Source organism: Paenibacillus sp. sgz302148 (genome assembly GCF_056120465.1).
Window position 1 is genome coordinate 1 of sequence record NZ_JBVYOJ010000030.1, and the last position, 20781, is coordinate 20781.

Sequence of the window (20781 nt, forward strand, 5' to 3'; positions counted from 1 at the left end):
TTCCGTGTATTGGTTACGTTGTTGCTTTTCCATGTGGGACACCCCTTCTCGTAAATACCATTATCCTAATTCACTTAACGGGTGTCCACTTTTTATTCTAGCTACAAACTCACTTTTAAACCAAACAACCGCCTAGAAAACAAAACAAATTTACTTTCCATTTCCCTTAATTCCCCCAACCTGCACTTGTTCGCCTCAAAAGAGAATCCACAGGTAACAGCTACTCCGCGAATTGCAAAATGTAGACTCATAATCGCTGTCGATCACCCCATCCCAGATCCCCAATGTGGTTGACCAAAGTCATGCAACAACCCCGCAACCCCGCAACCCCGCAACCCCGCAACCCCGCAACCCCGCAACCCCGCAACCCGCAAATTGCAATCACACGATTTCGTAGTTCCCTGCACTCCTTCCAGCGACTAGTCGAAGTATTCCAGCACACCGCGCGCCAGCTCGTAACGGGTGACACGCTGTCCGTGATCCCGGCTAACGGGGTGCAGCCAGCCTTTATCGCACAGCTTCTTCAGCATCAGGACGGCGGTTCTGTGATCGATGTCAAAATGATCCGCCAAATCCTTGGGCCGAACGGGGTCGGCCAATTGAATCGCAAGACGGATGATCTCTTTCTCGGCAAACTGTGCACGAGAGACCGGCGCCTGTTGAGGCTGATGCCTGCTGAGCACCATGCGCAGCAAAGTGATGCATAACTCGGGACGTTGTTCCACGTCATCGTAAGCGAAAGAAATGACGTGAAAACCCATCGCATACAAAAAGGTTTCGCGGTTCAGCTCGTTGCAATATTTGTGACGGTCCATGTCCCGAACATGAGAAGCAAAGCCTTTGATCTCGAACAGAAGCTTCACATGCCCCGGCAGCCATGCCAAATCGGCGAAATAGGATCGGCCGCGCCAATCCAATACTTCGTATTCGGGATGCAGATGATCGAAGTTGCCTTGGAGCGGCCACCATACATTTTGCAGAAAAAGCGATTCCGCATGACGATGCCCTCGTTCCAATCTGCCGCGGCGCTCTCCGGTTCTAAGATCGAGGTGTTGCCTTATAAAGGAATCATATGCTTCTTCCAATGCCACTTCCATCATCCTCTCATCAAAAATAAAAACGCCCCTCATTCTTCTGAACGGAAGACCCTTATCGGGTCAAAGTTCAAATCGGAATATCGGGACGTTCTTCGTCTCTATCAAGTATTATAAGGTAACCTTTTGCTTGCGACCAGTACTTTCATTCTATCGATTCGGTAATAGTTTGTGATCGGATGAGAGATCAGTTTGATCCGGTTGGCGAAGGGAATCCAACTAGGTCAGTGCACCGGAGGGGGACAGCTAGGTTCCCCCACTTAGGGGAACCACCCGAGATCGACTCAGTTAAGTCCCCACTTAGCTAGTCCGTTGGCTGGGGTCACCCGAGGCTGCTAAATTAGGCAGCCCAGAATTCCCTTACTTATACTCACCCAACAAATAATTATAGAAAGGCTCGTCCGCCCAGAAACGGTAGCTCGTTACCTCGGCGTCCTTGTCGATCTTCTTGATGCCGGCCGCGATGGCGGCCGTTTTGTCGTTTAACGAAAACGACTGCGCGATATAGTTGCCTTTGGCGATGAAGTTGTTCGAGATTTCCTTATAGTCTTGAATCTCCGTCAGCGAATAATAGAGCGGCTGCCACCACGAGCCGTAGATCAGTCCTTTAGCATCCTCGCTGTTTTTCTTCGCGTATTTCAGAATGATGTCCTGGAACTTGGCTTTCTGCTCCGCGCTAGCGAATTCGAAGGCGATATCGTATTCCTTCGCGTAAGCGATATAATTGCCGTTTTCGATTTGCACGACTTGGTAATCGGCGGTCTGAACCGGTTCCCCCCATTCCTTCAAATAAATGAAGGCGGATGTTTTCGGCTCCAGCTGTACTTTGGCGTCGATGCCTTCGCTGCGCAGCAATCCGATCAACTGCAGCGCGTGCGTGATGTCGCTGTGTCCGTAGGTAAGCGAAAGCGCCGGATCAAAATTCGCGTTAAAGCGCGTATCCTTCAGGTTGTAGCCGGTCACGAGATTTTGCTTGAGCGCTTCGTTCACGGTTTTTTGCAAGTCGTCGGCTTTGATGATGTCCTGTGTTTTCCAAGCTTGAACCACGTTGCGGAAAATATCGCTGTCGGACACGCTGCCGATATAATTTTTGTACAATCCTTTGGCCGAAACGACTTGTCCCAGCAGGAGAGTCGCAAAATCGGCGGTAGCAACCCCGTCGTGCTGGAAGGCGGCAAAAGCTTCGCTTGGGAGCAGTCCGGTATCGACCGCGGCGGCCAGCTCTTGGGACGCTTGCAGCGTTAAGCCGGGCAGTTGATCAAGATCGATATGCAGCCGGCTCAAAGCCGCTTTAATTTTGTCTTGCGGGTATGTATAAGCAAGCTCCTTCAATTCCGCCGCTTTGACGGCGATATATACGGCATCGGCTTCGAGCAGCGGCGCTTGGGCGCGAATTTGGGACTGAGTTAGGATTCCCTGCTCCAATAAAGCAAGCGCCGCCTCGTAGTAGGGGCTGTCTGTGCCCAAATCGGCCGGTTTGCCGCCTTTGCCGGACGGCTCGAGATGCAGAGCTTCAGCTACTGCCTGTATGAATTCGCCGCGAGAGATGCTGTCATCGAAGCTCACATTGCCGTTGCGCTTTAGATATTGCGCGTATTCGGCAACGGAAGCTGGGGTTGATCTTTTCACTGCCGCACCCGTATCGGCGAAGGCCGTTCCTCCCCCGGAAATAACGGCGAATAAGACGGCAGCGGATAACGAGCTCGCAATAGTACGGCTCCATTTGCTTGTACGAATATTCATCATGAACCCCTCCTAGAAATAAATCACTTTTATTATCCCGTTAATTCCAATTGAATAACTTGGAATAGTAGAAAGAATCATAGCATCCGGCTTTAACGTTGTCAATGGCAAATAGTTGGGCGGCCATATGACGTTTTCAAAGTTTTATTAAAACGCTCAGCCCAGTCTCCGTAAGGCTTTTGGTCTTTTTCTACGAGTTATGCTGTCGAAACTAGCAGGAAAATGTTTCTTCCTGTCGAACTAATCTAGTGCCGCTCGACTAGCGAACGTTCAGCAGGTGTAAAGGCATAAATAGACATAAGAGATTCGTGCTTCGTTCAGAGATTTAAGATTTATAGGTTTCGCCAAACGGCGTTAACCGTTTTTGATCGACTCGGTCTTTTGTCCTATATACGCTGCCTTCTGCCGAATGCGGGAGGCATCTTTTTTTGTGTGTGGAGAGGAGAAAACATGAAGAAAAAAATTACGCTATGGAGCTGCATCGTCGCGACAGCCCTCGCATGCGGGACCGTCGTGCCGTCATGGACTGCCGGCACCGTACAAGCCGAAGGCAGCGATAGCATCGTCAATCCGTATCAGGTGTACTCTTACGAGAAGATGTACAAAGACATTAAGGCTCTGGCAAGCAAATACCCGGATCTCGTCCGCTACAAAACGATCGGGAAAAGCGAATACGGCCGGGAGCTTGTCGCCGTTGAATTGGGGAAAGGGCCGGCGGGCATATTGATTAACGGCTCTCACCATGCAAGGGAATGGATATCGACCATCCTGATCATGAATATGATCGACCGTTACGCGCAAGCTTACGCTGCAGACGCGTCGATCGGCAATATGGCGGTCAAGCGCATCCTGGAGCAAACGACGATCCGGTTCGTGCCGATGGTCAATCCCGATGGCGTCACGCTGCAGCAGCAGGGCTTGCAAGCATTTCCGAAGGCCGATTGGCCGGAGCTGATCAAAATGAATCAAGGCAGCACAAACTTCAAACGATGGAAGGCCAACGCCAAGGGCATTGACCTAAACCGCCAATATCCGGCCGATTGGGGAGGGATCAAGAACCCGGCGGCAGGGCCTACTTATATGAACTACAAAGGGAAGCAGCCGGTGCAAGCGAAAGAAACGGCGGCACTCATCGCGTATACGAAGCAGGTTCAACCTGAAATTGCGCTCGCCTATCATTCCTCGGGCGAAGTGCTGTATTGGCATTTTCATACCGACAAAAACAATGTCGCACGCGACCGGAAAATCGCCACGACCGTGGCGAATATGACGGGGTATAGTCTGATGACTCCGCAAACGAACCCGTCGGGGGGAGGCTTCACCGATTGGTTCATTCAACAATTCGGACGCCCGGGATTAACGCCGGAGCTTGGCAAATTTTCAGGATCGACGCATGTCCCGCTATCGGAATTCGATTCCATCTGGGGGCAGAATCGCGCGGTCGGCCTTTATTTGGCCTCGGAAGGGTATAATCTGTGGCAAGCGCGCCAGGAGCGAGTCCCGGTAAGCGCGGAAATGCGCATATTCCAGAAGACAAAGCTTTACGACGAGCCAAGCGTCAAATCGCGCGTCGCCGGAACAATCGAAGCGGGCCCGGTCACGGTCGTCAAGATGAAGGGGGATATGTACGCGGTAGAATCCGCATTCGGCATTAAGTGGATGCCTGCCTCGCTCGTTGCGGAAGGAATTAGCGAGGAGGCTGCAATTGAAGTGAACGTTGCCGAAAATACGCCGCTGTACGAGTCGCCGTTAAGCGCCAAGCCGCTCCCGTCCACGATTGGGCCGCAGCAATTGAAACCGCTCGAGAAGTGGAACGGCTGGTACCGGATCGAGACATGGCTCGGCGATAAATGGATCAAGATTGAACATACGGCTGCCGTCGATCAAGAAGGAACGCCTACGGAAGCAACGGGAGGATCCTCCCAAGAAAAGGCGAACGATATGCCGGCGGATAGCGAGAACGAAACCGGGCAAAAGCCCGGTCAAGAAGCGCAGACGAATACCCGGCAAGCCGATGCGAAACAGCAAGCCGATTCGAACAAACAAGTCGAGCAGAACGCGCAACCGCAGTCCCAGCAGCAGCCGAAGGAAACGGCAGGCACGTCCGAGCAGGCGAAAGGAGCGAAAGGCATCAATGAATAAATCATGGAAACGTCTGGCAGCGCTTGTGTTGGCTTGCATGCTCGGTACTACGACGGGAACGGCGGCCATCGCCGCGGATAACAAGAACAAGTCGAAATCGGATCCTGGCAAGCGCGTCATCTGCATCGATCCCGGCCACCAGAAAAAATCGAACAACGCCAAAGAACCGATTGCCCCGGGCTCGAAAACGGTCAAGGAGAAAGTCAGATCCGGCACACAAGGCATTGCCACGAAAAAGCCGGAATATGTCGTGAATCTCGAGGTATCCTTACTCCTGAAGAAAAAGCTGGAGGAGGAAGGCTACAAAGTCGTCATGACGCGGGAAAAACACGAAGTGAACATGAGCAACAAGGAGCGCGCCGAGTTCTGCAACGAGGCGAAGGCCGATCTTGCCGTCCGCGTTCATGCCGACGGCGATACGAAGGAATCGACCTCCGGTTTTTCCGTATTGTACCCAAAATCGGAAAGTTATACGAAAGCCATCGCGGCCGCCAGCAAACAAGCGGCTTCCTTCATCGAAAAAAACCTTAAGAGCAGCACGGGGTCCAAGTCTCGCGGCATTGTGCAGCGGGGCGATTTGACCGGATTCAATTGGTCCAAAGTTCCTGTCGTCGTCGTCGAGATGGGTTTTATGACGAATAAGAAGGAAGACAAAATGCTATCCGACACCAAATATCAGGAGAAGCTGGCCGAAGGAATGTTCACCGGCATCAAGCAGTACATTTCCAACCTTCGTACGTCTTGACTTGCCTCGAACGAAAGCGGTACACTTGATCCGTACATGTTTTTCAAAACTTCGCAAGTATCGAAGAATGATGTTTCCGTACAGGAACCGATCATTCTTTTTGTCTTGAAATATAAGACTTCATAACAAAGCGACAGAAGGAGCCTACAATCATGGAAAAAGTTCTGGTGGAAGAAATTCGCGGCAATACGGTGGAATGCGTGCATCGCGGTCACATTTGCGGCGTATCCTACGATCGCAAAATCAAATATGTTGTTGGGGATGCCGACTACATGGCATACCTGCGTTCCGCGGGCAAGCCGATTCAGGCGATCCCCGGCGTGAAGCACGGCATTATCGAGAAATACGGCCTGTCCGGTAAAGAAGCCGCCATTATGACCGGATCGCACCGCGCGGAATCGTTTCACGTCGAGGCGCTGGAATCGATGGCGAAGAAGATCGGCCTTGTCGAGGATGAGCTCGTCTGCATGCCGACCCTTCCGCTGGGCGAAGCCGCGAGAGAAAAGGTCATCCGCGAAGGCACAGGCAAAAAACGGATCTATCATAACTGCTCCGGCAAGCACTACGGCGTGCTCGCGCTGTGCAAAGCAATGGGCTATAGCCTCGAAGACTACTATGAGCCGGAGCATCCGGCACAGCAAGAAATTCTCGAGACGCTGGCGATGCTGGCCGAATATCCGAAAGAGCAAATCGTGCTAGGCACGGACGGCTGCGGCTTCCCGGTATTCGCGCTGCCGCTTAACCATCTGGCGATCGCTTATTTGAAGCTGGCGCGTCCCGAGCTGATCGAGGACAGCGAGATCCGTGAAGCGGTCATCAAAATTACGAGACTGATGAACGAGAACTACGAAATGGTTGCCGGCACGGACCGCATTTGCTCTTCGCTGCTTCGCGACAGCAACATCGTCGCCAAAGGCGGAGCGAAAGGCGTATACTGCTTCAGCCTGCGCGACGAAGGTCTAAGCTTCGCGCTGAAAGTGCTCGACGGCTCCGAAGACGAATGGACGCTGATCGTCGCTACGATTCTCGAGCAAATCAACTACAAGAACAAAGAAACGATCCGCCGCTTGTACGAGGAGTTTCCGGTGGAAATCAAAAACGACAACCAACGCATTGTCGGCAAGAGCCAAGCGGTATTTACGCTCGAAACCGTATAAATCGGCTTACCGGCCAGCCTATCGAGGCGGCCGGTAGCTTTTCCACTCGAAATGTAAGCGTTTTATTTCAAGTTACAGGGGGACCCAATGAACAAACAACGAGGGACGTATCGACTCATACTCCGTTTTTTCATTCCGTATGCGGTCATTTTGCTCATCTCGTTATGTATCGGTTTTTTTATGTACGACAAGACGTTTAACCTCGTGGAGCAGGAAATCATCGATAAAAACAGAACGATGCTGGACCAGAGCAAAAACGTGCTTGACCGCAGGTTCGCGGAAACCGAATCGATTATGCAGCAAATTTTATGGAATCCGAAAATCATATCTTTTCAATATGTCAAGGAACCGTTTAAAGGGCTGAATACGTACCGGGTTATCGAAACGAACAAAAGCTTAGCCGAATACAGCTTGTCGAACCATTTCATCTTCGGTTATTTCGTCGCGTTCAAGAACAGCGATCTGGTCATTTCGAAAAATAAAGCGTACACGATGCGGGAGTTTTACAATCTCGTGCTGCAATACGACGGAACCAGCTTCGAGCAGTGGAGCAAGGATGTGCTCGGCTCGTATTATTCGAAAACATATTTTCCGGCCAAGCCGGCGACTTTTATGAAAAATCGCTATTCCATCGTCACCTACATCCAATCGCTCGGAACGCCGAATTATTCCAATGCGGCCGTCGTCGTCCTGATCGACAACCGGGAAATCCGCAAGATGCTGGACGGTTTCGACCGGACGGACGGCGGCTTCGCTTATATCGCCGACCAGCGCGGCAATGTCATCAGCTATATTTCCGGAGACGATGAGCCGATCAAGCCGATTGCGGTGGATGGCAATAACCCGTGGTTCGAGCGGACGATCGGCTCCAAGGAAATGCTCGTAACGTATACGAAATCCGCGTATAACGGGTGGACGTACGTAGCGGCGCAGCCTACGAACATCGTGCTAAGCAAGGTGAATTATATAAAGGGCATAACGCTCACCGTGCTTGGCGTTTCGCTTCTTGTCGGATTGATCGTCGCCAGCGTGTTCGCATACCGCAACAGCAAGCCGCTGCAGCGTCTTGTGCGGATGATCGCCCAAGGCGGAGAGAGCGAGCAGCCGAAGAAACGCGATGCCTACGGCATGATCGAAGATACGATCACGGCGCTCATGCACAATAACGAGGAGCTGCACGTGAAAATCAAAGAGCAGCAGCCCTACGTGCGCTCCGCTTTTTTCGAGCGGCTGCTCAAGGGCGGCTTCTATACGCGCAACGATATCGACGTTTCGATGCAGCATATCGGCATTCGGCCGAAATCGCCGTATCATGCCGTCGCGCTGTTGCATCTGCGGGCGAACGACGACGCGATCAGCAAGGATATTCTGGAGGAGCTGAACGTGAAGCGGATCGTCGTGAACGAGATGCTTCGCGGGTTGCTGCCTGACGGCGTATATCCGCATGACGTCGACGAGGATAAAATCGCATTGCTATATACAAGCGATGCAGGGAATGCCGAGCGGTGCAAAAGCCAGCTGAATGAACTGCTGTGCGAAATTTCAGGGAGGATGGAGGAGCAGCTGAGCCAGCAGCCGCTTATTGGCGTCGGCGGCATTTATGAAAGCACCTTCGACGTTTCCCGTTCGTATGAAGAAGCGCGGCAGGCGCTGCACGGCGTCAAGCGGATGAGCCAGTCCGGGCCGATCTATTACGACGGGCTGCCGCAAACGGCCAAAGCGTATTATTACCCGCAGGATGCGGAGCAGAGGCTGATCAATTTCGTGAAGGCCGGCAACGCGGAGGAAGCGGGCAAGCTGCTCGCCAATCTATACGAGATCAACGTGCACGAGCGGCATCTGTCGCTAACGATGCTGCGGCTGCTCGCTTTCGAGATGATCGGAAGCATCGTGAAGCTTTCGGAGCAGCTCGCCATCCAGGACGAGCGAATGAAGCAGCGGCTGGAAGCGGTGCTGAAGCTGGACGCCGACAAAGGCATCGAACAGTTTTACCCGCTCATCACGTCGACGTACATGGACATTTGCTCGATCGTTCACGAACGCAAAAAAAGCCACAACGAAGGGCTCAAGGAAGATGTTATAAACTTCATTCATGAGCGCTACATGGATCCAAGCTTCAGCTTGACGACGCTATCCGATCAATTCCACGTCTCGGAAGCGTATTTCTCGGCTTTCTTCAAGGAGCAGACGGGCGTCAACTTCTCGGAATATTTGGAGAACGTCCGAATGGGCCAAGCGAAACGGCTGCTCACCGAAGGTCTGGCCGTGAACGAGATCGCGCAGAAGGTCGGCTACAACTCGCTGAATACGTTCAGCCGCGCGTTCAAGCGGGCAAACGGCGTCAGCGCGACCGTCTTCCGCAGCAGCTTGACCGAAGGCGGGAAAAATGCATAACCGCGAACTTTTTATCTGCACAAAAGGACTGTCGGCAAGCTTGATGCAGCAGGCTTAGGCAGTCCTTTTTTGTGTCCCGTGAAGCTTCTGCATCCGCTGAGGCGCTGCATTGCATCTTTCAAGAAGCGGGCGTTGCATCCCGAATATTCGACCCGCTGCCGCAAGCAATTACTCTTGGCTCCTTTTGTTTGCGCCCGGAAGCGGAATAACGGCAGCAGCCACTCCCTTCTGCACGGCGGACGGGGCGACCCCCGTAAATTTCTTGAATATGCGGTGAAAATACGACTGCTCGCAGAAGCCCAGATGTTCGGATATTTCCGCGACTGTCATGTTGCTTCCCTTCAGCAATTCGCAAGCTACGGAAATCTTCACCTGGTGAATGTAATCAACGGGAGTTTGGCCGAGCACTTCCTTGAATAATTTCGTGACATGGTTCGGGGTACGTTCGATGCAATTTGCCAGATCAGCCAGGCGAATCGGCTTGCGATAATTGTGCACGATGTAGTTCTGCAGCCGGTTGATCAAGCTCATCTTCGTGGCGGAGCCGCGCTGCTGCCGCGCGTCATAAATGACTCTCCCGATCAGCTCCAACAAGATCCCTTCGCAGATGAGATGCCCCTCGGCCGCCGGATCAAGCCATTGCAACAGCAGCATCGCGAAGCGCTGGCGGAAATAATCGGCGCCGGTCACCCGGCATTTGAAATAACCGCGATCCTGCATAACATCCAGCATCGCACCCGATTCGCCGGAAGCGGTGAAGTGGACCGAATATTTCTGATGCGCCCCGGCGTCGTCGTTGCGGCAGGAACGGCTGGTGCCGGATGGAATAAACAGCACGTCTCCCTGATGAAGCTCTACCGTTTCGTCTGCGATCCGGTAAATGACCTTTCCTCCGGAAACAAAGATCAGAATATGGTGGGGAACCAGCGCGTCATCGATTTGCCATCTTTCGATGCGATCGTCGAAGATGACCGATTTGAATTCAAACAAGATGCGTTCATCTCCCTCGCGGCTATCTTAAAAAATGAACCGATGATTGAATCATTCAAAAAGAGCCTCTATCGTTCATGGCTATCCAATCCAGGTTGTATTAAATTCAATATACAACGATACCAAGTGAGGAGCAACGAACGATGAGTGAAAAGTTCAAAATCATCGATTGCGACGTACATAACGCATTGCGCAGCGAGCGGGACCTGCTGCCGTATTTGCCGGAGCCGTGGAAGGACCGGGTGGCCCGGGCCGGGCTTGGCTTGATGTACTCCGGCTATTACAGCCCTGTTGGAGTCGGCAGACAAGATGCCGTGCCTCCGGACGGCGGCGCGGTCGGTTCGGACCCCGATTTCCTCATCAAGCAGCTGGTGGAGCCGTACGATATGGAATATGCGATTTTGACCGGCAACCTGTTCAGCCTGTCGGTTGGCCACGATCCCGATTTTGCCGCAGCCGTAGCGAGCGCTTATAACGATTGCCTGATCGCCAACTGGCTCGACAAGGACCCCCGGTTCAAAGGTTCGCTATTCGTGGCGCTACAGGACCCGTTGCTGGCGGCAAAGGAAATCGACCGGCTCGGCTCGCACCCCGGGTTCGTTCAGGTCGTGATGAGCAGCGCAACCCGTATGCCGCTCGGGCAGCGGTTTTTCCATCCGATCTACGAAGCTGCGGAACGAAACGGATTGCCTGTGGCGATCCACCCCGGCGCCGAAGGAGCGGGCCAGGCCAATCCGCCGACGGCGGCCGGGTATCCGACGTGGTATATCGAATGGCATACGTGCCTGTCGACGAATTTTATGGCGCAGCTGACCAGTCTTGTATGCGAGGGCGTGTTCGAAAAATTTCCGCGCCTGAAATTCGTGCTGATCGAAGGCGGCGTTTCCTGGCTGCCGCATCTGATGTGGAGGCTGGACAAAAACTATACGGCGCTCCGCGCACAAGTGCCTTGGTTGAAAAAAATGCCGAGCGCCTACATCCGCGATCATTGTTTCTTCACGACGCAGCCGATTGAGGAGCCGGACAATCCCGGCCAGCTGAAGCAAATTTTCGAGATGATCGACGCCGAACATATATTGCTCTACTCCAGCGATTACCCGCATTGGGACTTTGATTCGCCGGAGCATATTTTGCGATGGCTAAAGCCGGAAGCGAGAAGGCGTATTTTTCGCGATAACGCCAAGCAGTTATACGGGTTGTAGAGAGGAGAATCGCGATGACCGTTCATGTTGTGGGCGATGCCGCTCAAATTGCCGAGGGGCAGCACTGCGTATTCGACGTAGCCGGCCGGCCCGTGGTCATATATAACGTTGGGGGCGAATATTTTGCTTATTTGAATTATTGTCCTCATCAAGGCGCGCAAATGGATAAGGGTCCGGTGTGCGGGACGAACCTAGCCTCCGAAGTATACGATTATCGTTTCGGCAGAGAGGGAGAAATTGTCCGTTGTCCATGGCACGGCTGGGAATTCGACATCCGGACCGGCCAATCGCTCGTCCGGAAGGACAAAAGGCTGCGCCGTTACGATGTCGTTCTGGAAGACGGCAAGCTAGGCGTCAAGCTATAGCCGATCGGTTGATTTTCCCTTGTCCGATGCGGGTTTCGGCGTGCATTTCTAAAGAAATGCACATTTTTTGTGCCGTGAATAATGCCGGAAAAAACGCTTTCTTAAATGGTGAATAGCGCACCAAAACGTTCCTATTTACCGAATGACCGCGCTTCCATTACATTGAATGTATCTCGGCCGGGGATACATCACGCTGAAGAGGAGGTGGCACATTCTGCTGCGAAGACGAATCATCAAAGACATGCTGAATGGCTGGCAGCTTTATGCGTTGTTTGCGCTTCCGCTGTTGTACATTATTATTTTCAAGTACGTGCCGATGTACGGCGCACAAATCGCATTCAAGGACTTCAGTCCGGTGAAAGGCATTACCGGAAGCGAATGGGCGGGGTTCAAATATTTCGAGCGATTTTTCAATTCGTACGAATTTTGGCGCTTGCTCAAAAACACGATCGTCATCAGCTTATATACATTAGTTGCAAGCTTCCCGCTGCCGATTCTTCTGGCGCTGAGCCTCAACTATGTACGCAACAAAACATTCAAGAAAACCGTGCAAATGGTGACGTACGCGCCTTATTTCATTTCCGTCGTCGTCATGGTCGGTCTCATTCTGCAGTTCCTCGATCCGCGCGTCGGTCTGGTCAACATCATCTTGGGCTGGTTCGGCATCGATCCGGTCAACTTCATGGGCGAGGCGGGTTATTTCAAATCGATTTACGTCTGGTCTCACGTCTGGCAGAACACCGGCTTCGGCTGTATCATTTATTTGGCGGCTTTAGCCAGCATCGATCCGGCGCTGCATGAAGCGGCGGTGATGGACGGCGCGACGAAGCTGCGCAGAGTATGGCACATCGACTTGCCGGGCATTATGCCGATCGCGATCATTTTGCTCATTCTGAATACGGGGCAAATGCTGGAGACAGGCTTCGAAAAAATTTGGCTGATGCAAAATCCGCTAAACGTCCGGACTTCCGAGGTCATCGACACTTATGTGTACAAAACCGGATTATTGTCCCAAGCGATGAATTTCTCGTATGCGACCGCCATCGGATTGTTCAAGTCGGTCATCGGCTTCCTGCTGCTGATCATCGTGAACAAAGCGGCGAAAAAAGCGGGCCAGGAAAGCTTATGGTAAGAAAAGTGTCTGTTATGTTGAGCAATTTTGGGTTAGAAAGCAGGAAAGGGGATCGGCGTGGAGAACGTTGGATTAAAAGATAACGGAAGCGACCGCATTTTTACGGTTGTCAACTATGCAATACTCAGTGTCGTTCTGATCACCATCTTGTATCCGCTCGTCTACGTTGTAAGCGCTTCATTCAGTTCGTCGCAAGCGGTTATATCGGGCCGGGTCTGGCTGTATCCCGTTGAACTGACACTCGACGGTTACGCGGCGGTGTTCAAGCATCCGCTCATTTGGCACGGCTTTCTCAACTCTTTGATTTATACGGCGGTCGGCACGCTCGTGAATGTCATATTGACGATTCTGGCGGCGTATCCGCTGTCGCGGGACGATTTTCGCGGCCGGGGCATGTTCATGCTGCTGTTCGTCTTCACGATGATGTTCAACGGCGGCTTGATTCCGACGTATTTGATCGTCAAGGATTTGGGCTTGCTCGATTCCAGATGGGCGATGATCTTGCCGGTTGCGTTAACCGTGTGGAATGTCATTATTACGCGGACGTATTTCCAAACGACGATTCCGAAAGAAATATTGGAAGCGTCGCAGCTGGACGGATGCAACGATTTTAAATTTTTGTGGCATGTGGTGCTGCCGCTTTCGGGACCGATCATCGCGGTTATCGCGTTATTTTACGCGGTCGGGCACTGGAATCAATATTTTAACGCGCTGATCTACTTGAAGGATAACCAGCTATATCCGCTGCAGCTCGTTCTTAGAGAGATATTGGTACAGAACGAAGTGAATCTGGAAATGCTGACCGACGTGAAAACGGCCGCGGCACGGCAGGGCCTGAGGGAGCTGCTGAAATATTCGCTGATCGTCGTTTCGACGGTTCCGCTGCTCGCCGTATATCCGTTCGTACAGAAGCATTTTGTCAAAGGCGTTATGATCGGATCGTTAAAAGGGTAATCGGTTTATATATGAAAACGGGAGGCAATCGAATGAAAAAATTAGTGCTCTTAAGCATGATGCTGATGATGGTATTCACCGTTGTGCTCGCGGGCTGTGGCAAAGACAGCTCGAAGGAAGAAGCCAAAACCGAAGATAAAGGCGCCGCTACGACGGATTCCGGCGACAAAAACGCAGACGCAGGCGCAAGCGACGTCGTGACGCCGGCAGGCGAGTTCCCGATCGTCAAAGAAAAAACGACGCTGAAGGTGCTCGTTCGCGGCAACCCGCTCGTCGAAAACTTCGCGACGAACGAATTTACGAAATGGTATGAGGAAAAAACGAACGTCCATATCGAATGGGAAGTCGTTCCTGAGCAAAGCATGCAAGAAAAGCTGAACCTGGTGCTTGCGAGCCAAGATTACCCGGACGTCATTCTCGGCATGGGCGTTTCCCCTGCGCAGCAAATGATCTACGGCGAGCAAGGCGTATTCGTTCCGCTGAACGATATGATCGAAAAATACGGCGTGGAAACGAAAAAAGTTTTCGCGGAAAATCCATACATCAAAGATACGATTACGGCGCCGAACGGCAACATTTACGACCTGCCGGAAATCAATGATTGCTACCACTGCTCCATGAGCCAAAAGCTGTGGATCTACGAGCCATGGCTGAAAAAGCTGAACCTGTCGATGCCTACGACGACGGAAGAGCTGTACCAAGTGCTGAAAGCTTTCAAAGAAAAAGATCCGAACGACAACGGCAAAGCCGACGAAATTCCGCTGTCCGGTTCTCCGAAGTCTTGGCGTTCCGCGGTCGACGCGTTCCTGATGAACTCGTTCGTATACAACTCGATCTTCAACAAAGACAACAAGCATATGTTCATCAAAGACGGCAAAATCGACGTCGCTTACAACAAACCGGAATGGAAAGACGGTCTGACTTACTTGCACAAGCTGTACGCTGAAGGTTTGTTGTCCGCGGAATCGTTCACGCAAGACGACAACCAATTGAAGCAAATCGGCGAAGATCCAAGCGGCGTACGTCTTGGCGCTGTAGCAGGCGGTTTCCAAGGCATCTGGACGGAAATCGGCGGCAAATCGAACCGTTGGCTGGAATACAAAGCCGTTCAACCGCTGAAAGGACCAAACGGCGTTCAATACGCGGCATACGATCCGTTCGGCTTCACGCCAGGCTCGTTCATCATCACAAAAGCAGCGAAAAATCCGGAAGTCGCTTTCCGTTGGGCTGACGGCTTGTACAGCGAAGAAGCGACGCTTCGCGCCAACTACGGCCGTCCGGACGTCGAGTGGAGATACGCGAAAGAAGGCGAGCTTGGCATCAACGGCAAGCCGGCGAAATGGCAGCAGCTCGTTAACTTCGGCAACGTGCAAAACGTCGCATGGATGCAAACAGGCCCTTCGTACCGCTCCAACGAATTCCGTCTGAGCAACGTAAGAGCAAGCGACACCGATCTAGAAGTTATTTTGTATGACCAAACGAAGAAAAATTACGAGCCGTACCTGCCTTCGAAAGACATCGTCGTACCGCCGTTGTTCTTCACGAACGAGCAAGCTTCCGAAGTGGCGGATTTGGCGAAAACGATCAATGACTATGTTGACGAAATGTTATCCCGCTTCGTCATCGGCGATGCCGATATCGAAAAGGAATGGGACAGCTACGTCGGCACGCTCGACAACATGAACTTGACGCGTTACCTTGAAATTTACCAAACGGCGCTTGACGCGAAAAAATAAACTTGCGGCAGCATCGGAATGCGGCGGAGGGCGGTGACGCTTGCTCCGCCGCGTTTTTGCGCGGGCGGTTGCTTGCAGCGCATAGAGTTTTACCGGCCGAAAAGGCGGGATTTGATTTTGACCGGCTTCGCCGCGATTTGCTAGAATGACAGTGACACGAAAACAATGCCCTTGGGGCAAACGACGATGGGAGAGTGTACATACATTGAGCGCATCGAACAAATATTATCCTGATTTTTACGGCAATCCGGACTGGTTCCTGCACGATCGCTTCGGCATGTTTATCCACTGGGGACTGTACTCGATGGCGGCTCGCCATGAATGGGTCATGTCGCGTGAATTTATGAGCGTGGAGGATTACCGCAAATATTTTGACCATTTCGATCCCGATTTGTTTGATCCGGCGGCGTGGGCGAAGGCGGCCAAAAAAGCGGGCATGAAATATTTCGTCATTACGACGAAGCACCACGACGGCTTCTGCTTGTGGGACAGCAAGCTGACCGATTACAAAGTGACGAACACGCCGTATGGCAAAGACGCGCTTGCGATTATGCTGGAAGCGTTCCGTGCGGAGGGTCTCAAGGTTGGCCTTTATCATTCCCTAATCGACTGGTACCATCCGGAATTTACGCCGGACGGCTACTCGCCTTACCGCAACGACGTTGCGAAGCGCGAATACGAGCTGAAAAACCGCGATATGAACGTCTACCGCGAATATTTGCACGGCCAAGTGCGCGAGCTGCTGACGGAATACGGCCATATCGATTATTTATGGTTCGATTTCTCGTACACGCAATACGACTACGGCTGGGTAAAGGGCAAAGGCAAGGACGACTGGGATTCCGAGAAGCTGGAGAAAATGGTGCTCGAGCTGCAGCCGCACATCCTGCTGAACGACCGGCTTAATCTGTACCGCGGCATCGTGACGCCGGAGCAGTACCAGCCGGAATCGGTCATGAAGATTAACGGCGAGGAAGTCATCTGGGAAGCGTGCCAGACGCTGAACGGCAGTTGGGGCTATCATCGCGACAACCTCGACTGGAAGAGCGTTCCGCTGCTTGTGCAAATGCTGGTCGATACGGTGTCCAAAGGCGGCAACCTGCTGCTGAACGTCGGCCCGAACGGCCGCGGCGAATTCGACGCGCGCTCGGTCGAGCGGCTCGAAGCGATCGGCGAGTGGATGCGCCTGCACGGCCGGTCGATTTACGGCGCGGGAGCAAGCAAGTTCGTTGCGCCGCCGGATTGCCGTTATACGCAGCGCGGCGATCGTCTGTACCTGCACTTGTTCAACTGGCCGTTCGGACATGTTCATTTGGAAGGGCTGCGCGGCAAGGTCAAATACGCGCAGCTGCTGAACGACGGGTCGGAAATCAAGCTGCCTGATGAGCGCAAGCCTTCCGATCACCTCGACCATGTCGAGAACGACCATGAAGAGAAGCAGAAGTTGACGCTGGCGCTGCCGATCCAGCGGCCGAACGTGGCCGTGCCGGTCATTGAGCTGTTTTTGAAATAGAAGACTTCGAGTTGATGAAGAAGGCTCCCTCTGTTTGAGGGAACCTTCTTTTTACTTTTCTTTCTGTCGCGCTTCCGCATCGTACTTCAATTTCCGATTATCGATAACCTTTTCGATATCCGTCAATAGTTCGTCAATCGAGATTCGATCTTCGAGATAGGGTGTAAAATCGTAGTCGTAGATGAAACTAAAAAGACCGTATCCATATTTGAATATATCGGATTCCAGGACGTCTCCATTATCCTGCAGCTTGAACAAGGTAGCATATTTCGGATCGGATTGTTCGAGTTGTTTAATTTTATCAGTTAATACAGGCATATTGTATTTGTTAGTATCGCGCGGGTTTTTCGTTTCGCTAATCATATGATACAGCAGCTCCCAGGCTTCCTGCTTATGCTCGGACACTGCATTGATGGCCAAGATGGAAGTGATGACAAGATGATTTGTCTTGTTCGGATATCTCGGATTGACTGGCTCGGTAACAAGTCCGTACTGAAAGTCGAGAACAGGATTGAACTGTAATATTTCATTGCCAGAGTAGGAGAGGTTCATTGCAACTTGCCCCGATTGGAAATAACAACAATTTTCCCCTTCTTTATCTAACAGGATTGAACCATTTTTGATCCCATCGAAAACAGCCCCAAGCAATTCCTTCCATTCCGGATCATGAAGATCGGCTTTTCCCGAAGCATCGAATATCGATTTATTCGTTCTGCTTATCACGTCAAGAAAGTAACCTAACGGAGAATTCATCCGTAACCCGGTGATGCCGTCCTTTTTCGCCCCAGTAACCGCAAAACGTTTCGCCAATTGAAGGAGCTCCATCCAAGTCATCTGATCTCGCGGATATTCAATCTTGTACTTGTCGAACAGATCCTTATTATAATAAAGCCCCATCATATTAAAAGATTCCGGCACCCCGTGTATTCTTCCGTTTCCCAATTGCTGCATATAATCGACGAGCGGCGGATAGAGGGCATTCAGATCTTCTTCCGGAAGAATCAAAGAAATATCGGTCAACTTATCATCTGTAATCAATTTGCGAAAAACGGTATCTCCCGCGGAAATCATGAGAAGATCAGGCTTATTCTGATCTAGCCATTCCTGATCAAGAAGATGGTAAACAAGTGTATTTCCATCCATATACCCATCTTTGATCGCTTCGACTTTAATATGCGGGTATTTCGCCGTGAAATCGCTGTAATACCGATTGAAATCGTCCTCGGAAATACCGAGAATTTTCACGGTTACTTCTTCTTTTTTCACCGCTGCCTCGGATTTATCGATTTGTTCCTCGATCGCATCGTTCTTTTCTTGTTCAAACGAATCTTCCGTCGATTGCTCACAGCCAAGAAGTAGGGCTGGAAACAGCAGAAGGGTACATAGGATGATGAAATAGGTTTTTGTTTTCATTCTTCCTCCAAAACATGTGGAATAATCCCTATAGATACCATCATTAGGTTTAAGATGGTTTATCCAGATAATATTACAATAATTTTGGAAAAAAATCTTGAATTATTGAACACCAAGTTGAATAATGTTCCAAATTTTACGCTAATGTTTGATGAGATTAACATATTATTACACCAAAACAAAAGAAATTCTTAAACATTGCCCGAGCCAAATGAACTATAATTTGATGTAGATCGTCAAAACAAAATGAGGTGAAAGCATTGGACTCCAACGTAGATTTCGACTACTTGAAATATATAAGCGAAAGCACAGATAAAAAAGCGATTTTGGAAGATTTGATGACTGCATACGGGAACGACGTTTGGAATTATGCTTTCAGCATTACACGCAAATGGGAGATGGCCGATGACATTACGCAGGATGTGTTCATTAAGGCATACCGCAACTTATTCTCCTTCCGCAATGAATCGTCCGTCAAAACATGGCTTCTCGCCATCACCCGCAATACCGCACTCGACTACCGCAAATCGGCGTTTTTCCGCAAGGTGACGCTGGTTGATTTCATAGGGACGCAGGCGCAGGGGACCGACCGGTCGGCCGAAAGCGAAGCGATTGAAAATTTGGCCGTAACCGACCTGTGGAAGAAGGTGCTGCAGCTTCCGGTCAAATACCGGGAAGTGTTGATCCTGTTCGCGCATTATCAGCTATCCATGCGGGAGATGGCACAAGTCTTGGGCGTCAGCGAAGGTACCGTGAAATCCAGATTGCATCATGCCCGCAACAAAATTATAAAGATGAAGGACAGTGAGACGAGTGGATCCCATTGAAATGGAACTGAAAAAAGAACTGGCATCCGGCCCGTTCATGAAGCAGGGCTTTTCGGACGAGCTGCGCCGACGCATCGAAACGCAAATCGATAAGAAAAAAACGATCGCAAGGCCTTGGTGGCCGGCAATTAGCGGCGTTTGCGCCATCATTCTGATCATCGCGATATTTTCCATGTTCGGCGATCAGTTCGCTTCGCAGGAGTCCGCTTTAACGGAAAAGGTGTCGAAGACGGCGTCCGATGCGAAGGAAGCGCTGGCGGATCAAGAGGTCCAGCTGAGCTCGGCCGTGCTTATCGGATTTCGGGCCGATGAGCAGGCTGAAGGAACGCACAGCTACCGAACGGTGCTCGCTGCGCCGATTGACGGGAAGCTGCAGGCGGCTGCGGAAGGTACGGGCATTCTTGTTCCGTATAAGCAGGAGTTTTGGAAAATCGAACCGATGGTCAAAACGACGGAAACGAGCTCGTTTTCTTATCTGACCATCCATCCTGCGAAGCAGTCGCTGAAAACGGCCGCCTTCAAGGAAGATTCCAAGGCGAAGGTGACTTATAGCGAAAAGTTGATGTACGCCGGCAACAAGTATGTTGCCGTTGAGAATAACGAAACCGTGGCGAGCGGTGACTCGACGAACCGGTATAACCGGCTGTGGGTTCGTGAATTCAAGCAGATGAACGGCGGCAAAAGAACGCTTGTTTCCGAGGGCAGTGCCGACGCGCAGCATATGACGATCGGCGAAGTTCTAGGCAACGATGCGGAACAGTGGATCGAACGCGAGCGCAATACGGGCAAACAACCGTCGGGAAATGCGGGCCTCAGCAACGACAACTGGTGGATCGTCCGCGACAACGGCAAATGGGTCGCGCAGATCGCCGAAGCGAACGAAGGGACCGGCCAGGACGGCTCGACTTATTTTATGCGCAATGTCCCGTTTGAAGTGCCGGATAGCATCGTTTCGTTCGATCATCTCTGCTGCACGCTGAAGGAAGTTCAGACGGTTCAACCGGCTGCGGTCGATGCGTTTTCATCGCCGAAAAGCGATATGATCGCCGTTGTGACGGATCGCCAAATTATTTTTTACCCGTATTCGAATCAAATTATTAATAAACCGCTGCTGACCGTGGACCGTGCCGATAATGAGCAAATCGTCATGATGCAATGGGCGACGGACAAATATATCCAGAAGTGGGTCGACCAAGCCCAGATGTATTTGCAGGCGCCGGCTGCGGAAATAGTCCAGCAGAAAGCGGACGCTGCGAAATAGTTGGATTCATGCAATGGAGAAACTTAAACGATACTGGAATCAGCAACATCCCTTGCCAAGGCGGCGAGGGATGTTTGGCGTTCAGGCTCGTTGTACGAGTCGATGTCGCCCGA

16 protein-coding genes are annotated in these 20781 nt (G+C 51.6%); 12 read left to right on the forward strand and 4 right to left on the reverse strand.

Going from position 1 to position 20781, the window contains the following annotated elements:
* Positions 1-419: 419 nt before the first annotated feature.
* A complete protein-coding gene (locus AC0LWM_RS29735; RefSeq protein ID WP_474678660.1) occupies positions 420-1091 on the reverse strand; it encodes a helix-turn-helix domain-containing protein in 672 nt (223 codons plus the stop codon).
* A 363-nt stretch (positions 1092-1454) separates the two neighbouring features.
* Entirely contained in the window at positions 1455-2840 is a 1386-nt protein-coding gene (locus AC0LWM_RS29740; protein ID WP_474678661.1) for a hypothetical protein, read from the reverse strand.
* Positions 2841-3287: 447 nt separating this feature from the next.
* Here AC0LWM_RS29740 and AC0LWM_RS29745 point away from each other — a divergent pair, with 447 nt between their 5' ends.
* The 4 genes from AC0LWM_RS29745 to AC0LWM_RS29760 all read left to right on the forward strand — a co-directional run bounded on the left by AC0LWM_RS29745 (position 3288) and on the right by AC0LWM_RS29760 (position 9275).
* Complete coding sequence (locus AC0LWM_RS29745; protein WP_474678662.1) at positions 3288-4979, forward strand: M14 family metallopeptidase; 1692 nt, start codon at positions 3288-3290, stop codon at positions 4977-4979.
* On the forward strand, positions 4972-5724 hold the full coding sequence (locus AC0LWM_RS29750; RefSeq protein WP_474678663.1) for an N-acetylmuramoyl-L-alanine amidase: 753 nt from the start codon (positions 4972-4974) through the stop codon (positions 5722-5724). The genes AC0LWM_RS29745 and AC0LWM_RS29750 overlap by 8 nt, the downstream gene beginning before the upstream one ends.
* A gap of 152 nt (positions 5725-5876) precedes the next feature.
* The gene (locus AC0LWM_RS29755) at positions 5877-6881 is read left to right on the forward strand and encodes an asparaginase (protein ID WP_474678664.1); all 1005 of its coding nucleotides are present in this window, start codon (positions 5877-5879) and stop codon (positions 6879-6881) included.
* 87 nt (positions 6882-6968) lie between these two features.
* Positions 6969-9275: a helix-turn-helix domain-containing protein gene (locus tag AC0LWM_RS29760; protein ID WP_474678665.1), complete on the forward strand. Its 2307-nt coding sequence runs from the start codon at positions 6969-6971 to the stop codon at positions 9273-9275.
* A 168-nt stretch (positions 9276-9443) separates the two neighbouring features.
* Here the strand turns inward: AC0LWM_RS29760 and AC0LWM_RS29765 are convergent, their stop codons facing one another.
* On the reverse strand, positions 9444-10265 hold the full coding sequence (locus AC0LWM_RS29765; protein WP_474678666.1) for a helix-turn-helix domain-containing protein: 822 nt from the start codon (positions 10263-10265) through the stop codon (positions 9444-9446).
* Positions 10266-10408: 143 nt separating this feature from the next.
* Between AC0LWM_RS29765 and AC0LWM_RS29770 the strand changes: the two genes are divergently transcribed.
* From AC0LWM_RS29770 to AC0LWM_RS29795, 6 genes are all read left to right on the forward strand, one after another.
* The gene (locus AC0LWM_RS29770; RefSeq protein ID WP_474678667.1) at positions 10409-11467 is read left to right on the forward strand and encodes an amidohydrolase family protein; all 1059 of its coding nucleotides are present in this window, start codon (positions 10409-10411) and stop codon (positions 11465-11467) included.
* A gap of 14 nt (positions 11468-11481) precedes the next feature.
* On the forward strand, positions 11482-11832 hold the full coding sequence (locus AC0LWM_RS29775) for a Rieske (2Fe-2S) protein (protein ID WP_474678668.1): 351 nt from the start codon (positions 11482-11484) through the stop codon (positions 11830-11832).
* A 241-nt stretch (positions 11833-12073) separates the two neighbouring features.
* Positions 12074-12964, forward strand: a complete 891-nt coding sequence (locus AC0LWM_RS29780; RefSeq protein WP_474678669.1) for an ABC transporter permease — start codon at positions 12074-12076, stop codon at positions 12962-12964.
* A gap of 57 nt (positions 12965-13021) precedes the next feature.
* A complete protein-coding gene (locus AC0LWM_RS29785; RefSeq protein WP_474678670.1) occupies positions 13022-13918 on the forward strand; it encodes a carbohydrate ABC transporter permease in 897 nt (298 codons plus the stop codon).
* Positions 13919-13950: 32 nt separating this feature from the next.
* Positions 13951-15654: an ABC transporter substrate-binding protein gene (locus AC0LWM_RS29790; protein ID WP_474678671.1), complete on the forward strand. Its 1704-nt coding sequence runs from the start codon at positions 13951-13953 to the stop codon at positions 15652-15654.
* 205 nt (positions 15655-15859) lie between these two features.
* The gene (locus AC0LWM_RS29795) at positions 15860-17167 is read left to right on the forward strand and encodes an alpha-L-fucosidase (RefSeq protein WP_474678672.1); all 1308 of its coding nucleotides are present in this window, start codon (positions 15860-15862) and stop codon (positions 17165-17167) included.
* A 51-nt stretch (positions 17168-17218) separates the two neighbouring features.
* Here AC0LWM_RS29795 and AC0LWM_RS29800 read toward each other — a convergent pair whose 3' ends face one another.
* The gene (locus tag AC0LWM_RS29800) at positions 17219-18580 is read right to left on the reverse strand and encodes an ABC transporter substrate-binding protein (RefSeq protein WP_474678673.1); all 1362 of its coding nucleotides are present in this window, start codon (positions 18578-18580) and stop codon (positions 17219-17221) included.
* A gap of 260 nt (positions 18581-18840) precedes the next feature.
* Here AC0LWM_RS29800 and AC0LWM_RS29805 point away from each other — a divergent pair, with 260 nt between their 5' ends.
* Positions 18841-19407, forward strand: a complete 567-nt coding sequence (locus tag AC0LWM_RS29805) for an RNA polymerase sigma factor (RefSeq protein ID WP_474678674.1) — start codon at positions 18841-18843, stop codon at positions 19405-19407.
* Between the two features lies 1 nt (position 19408).
* Entirely contained in the window at positions 19409-20668 is a 1260-nt protein-coding gene (locus AC0LWM_RS29810; RefSeq protein ID WP_474678675.1) for a hypothetical protein, read from the forward strand.
* Positions 20669-20781: the final 113 nt, after the last annotated feature.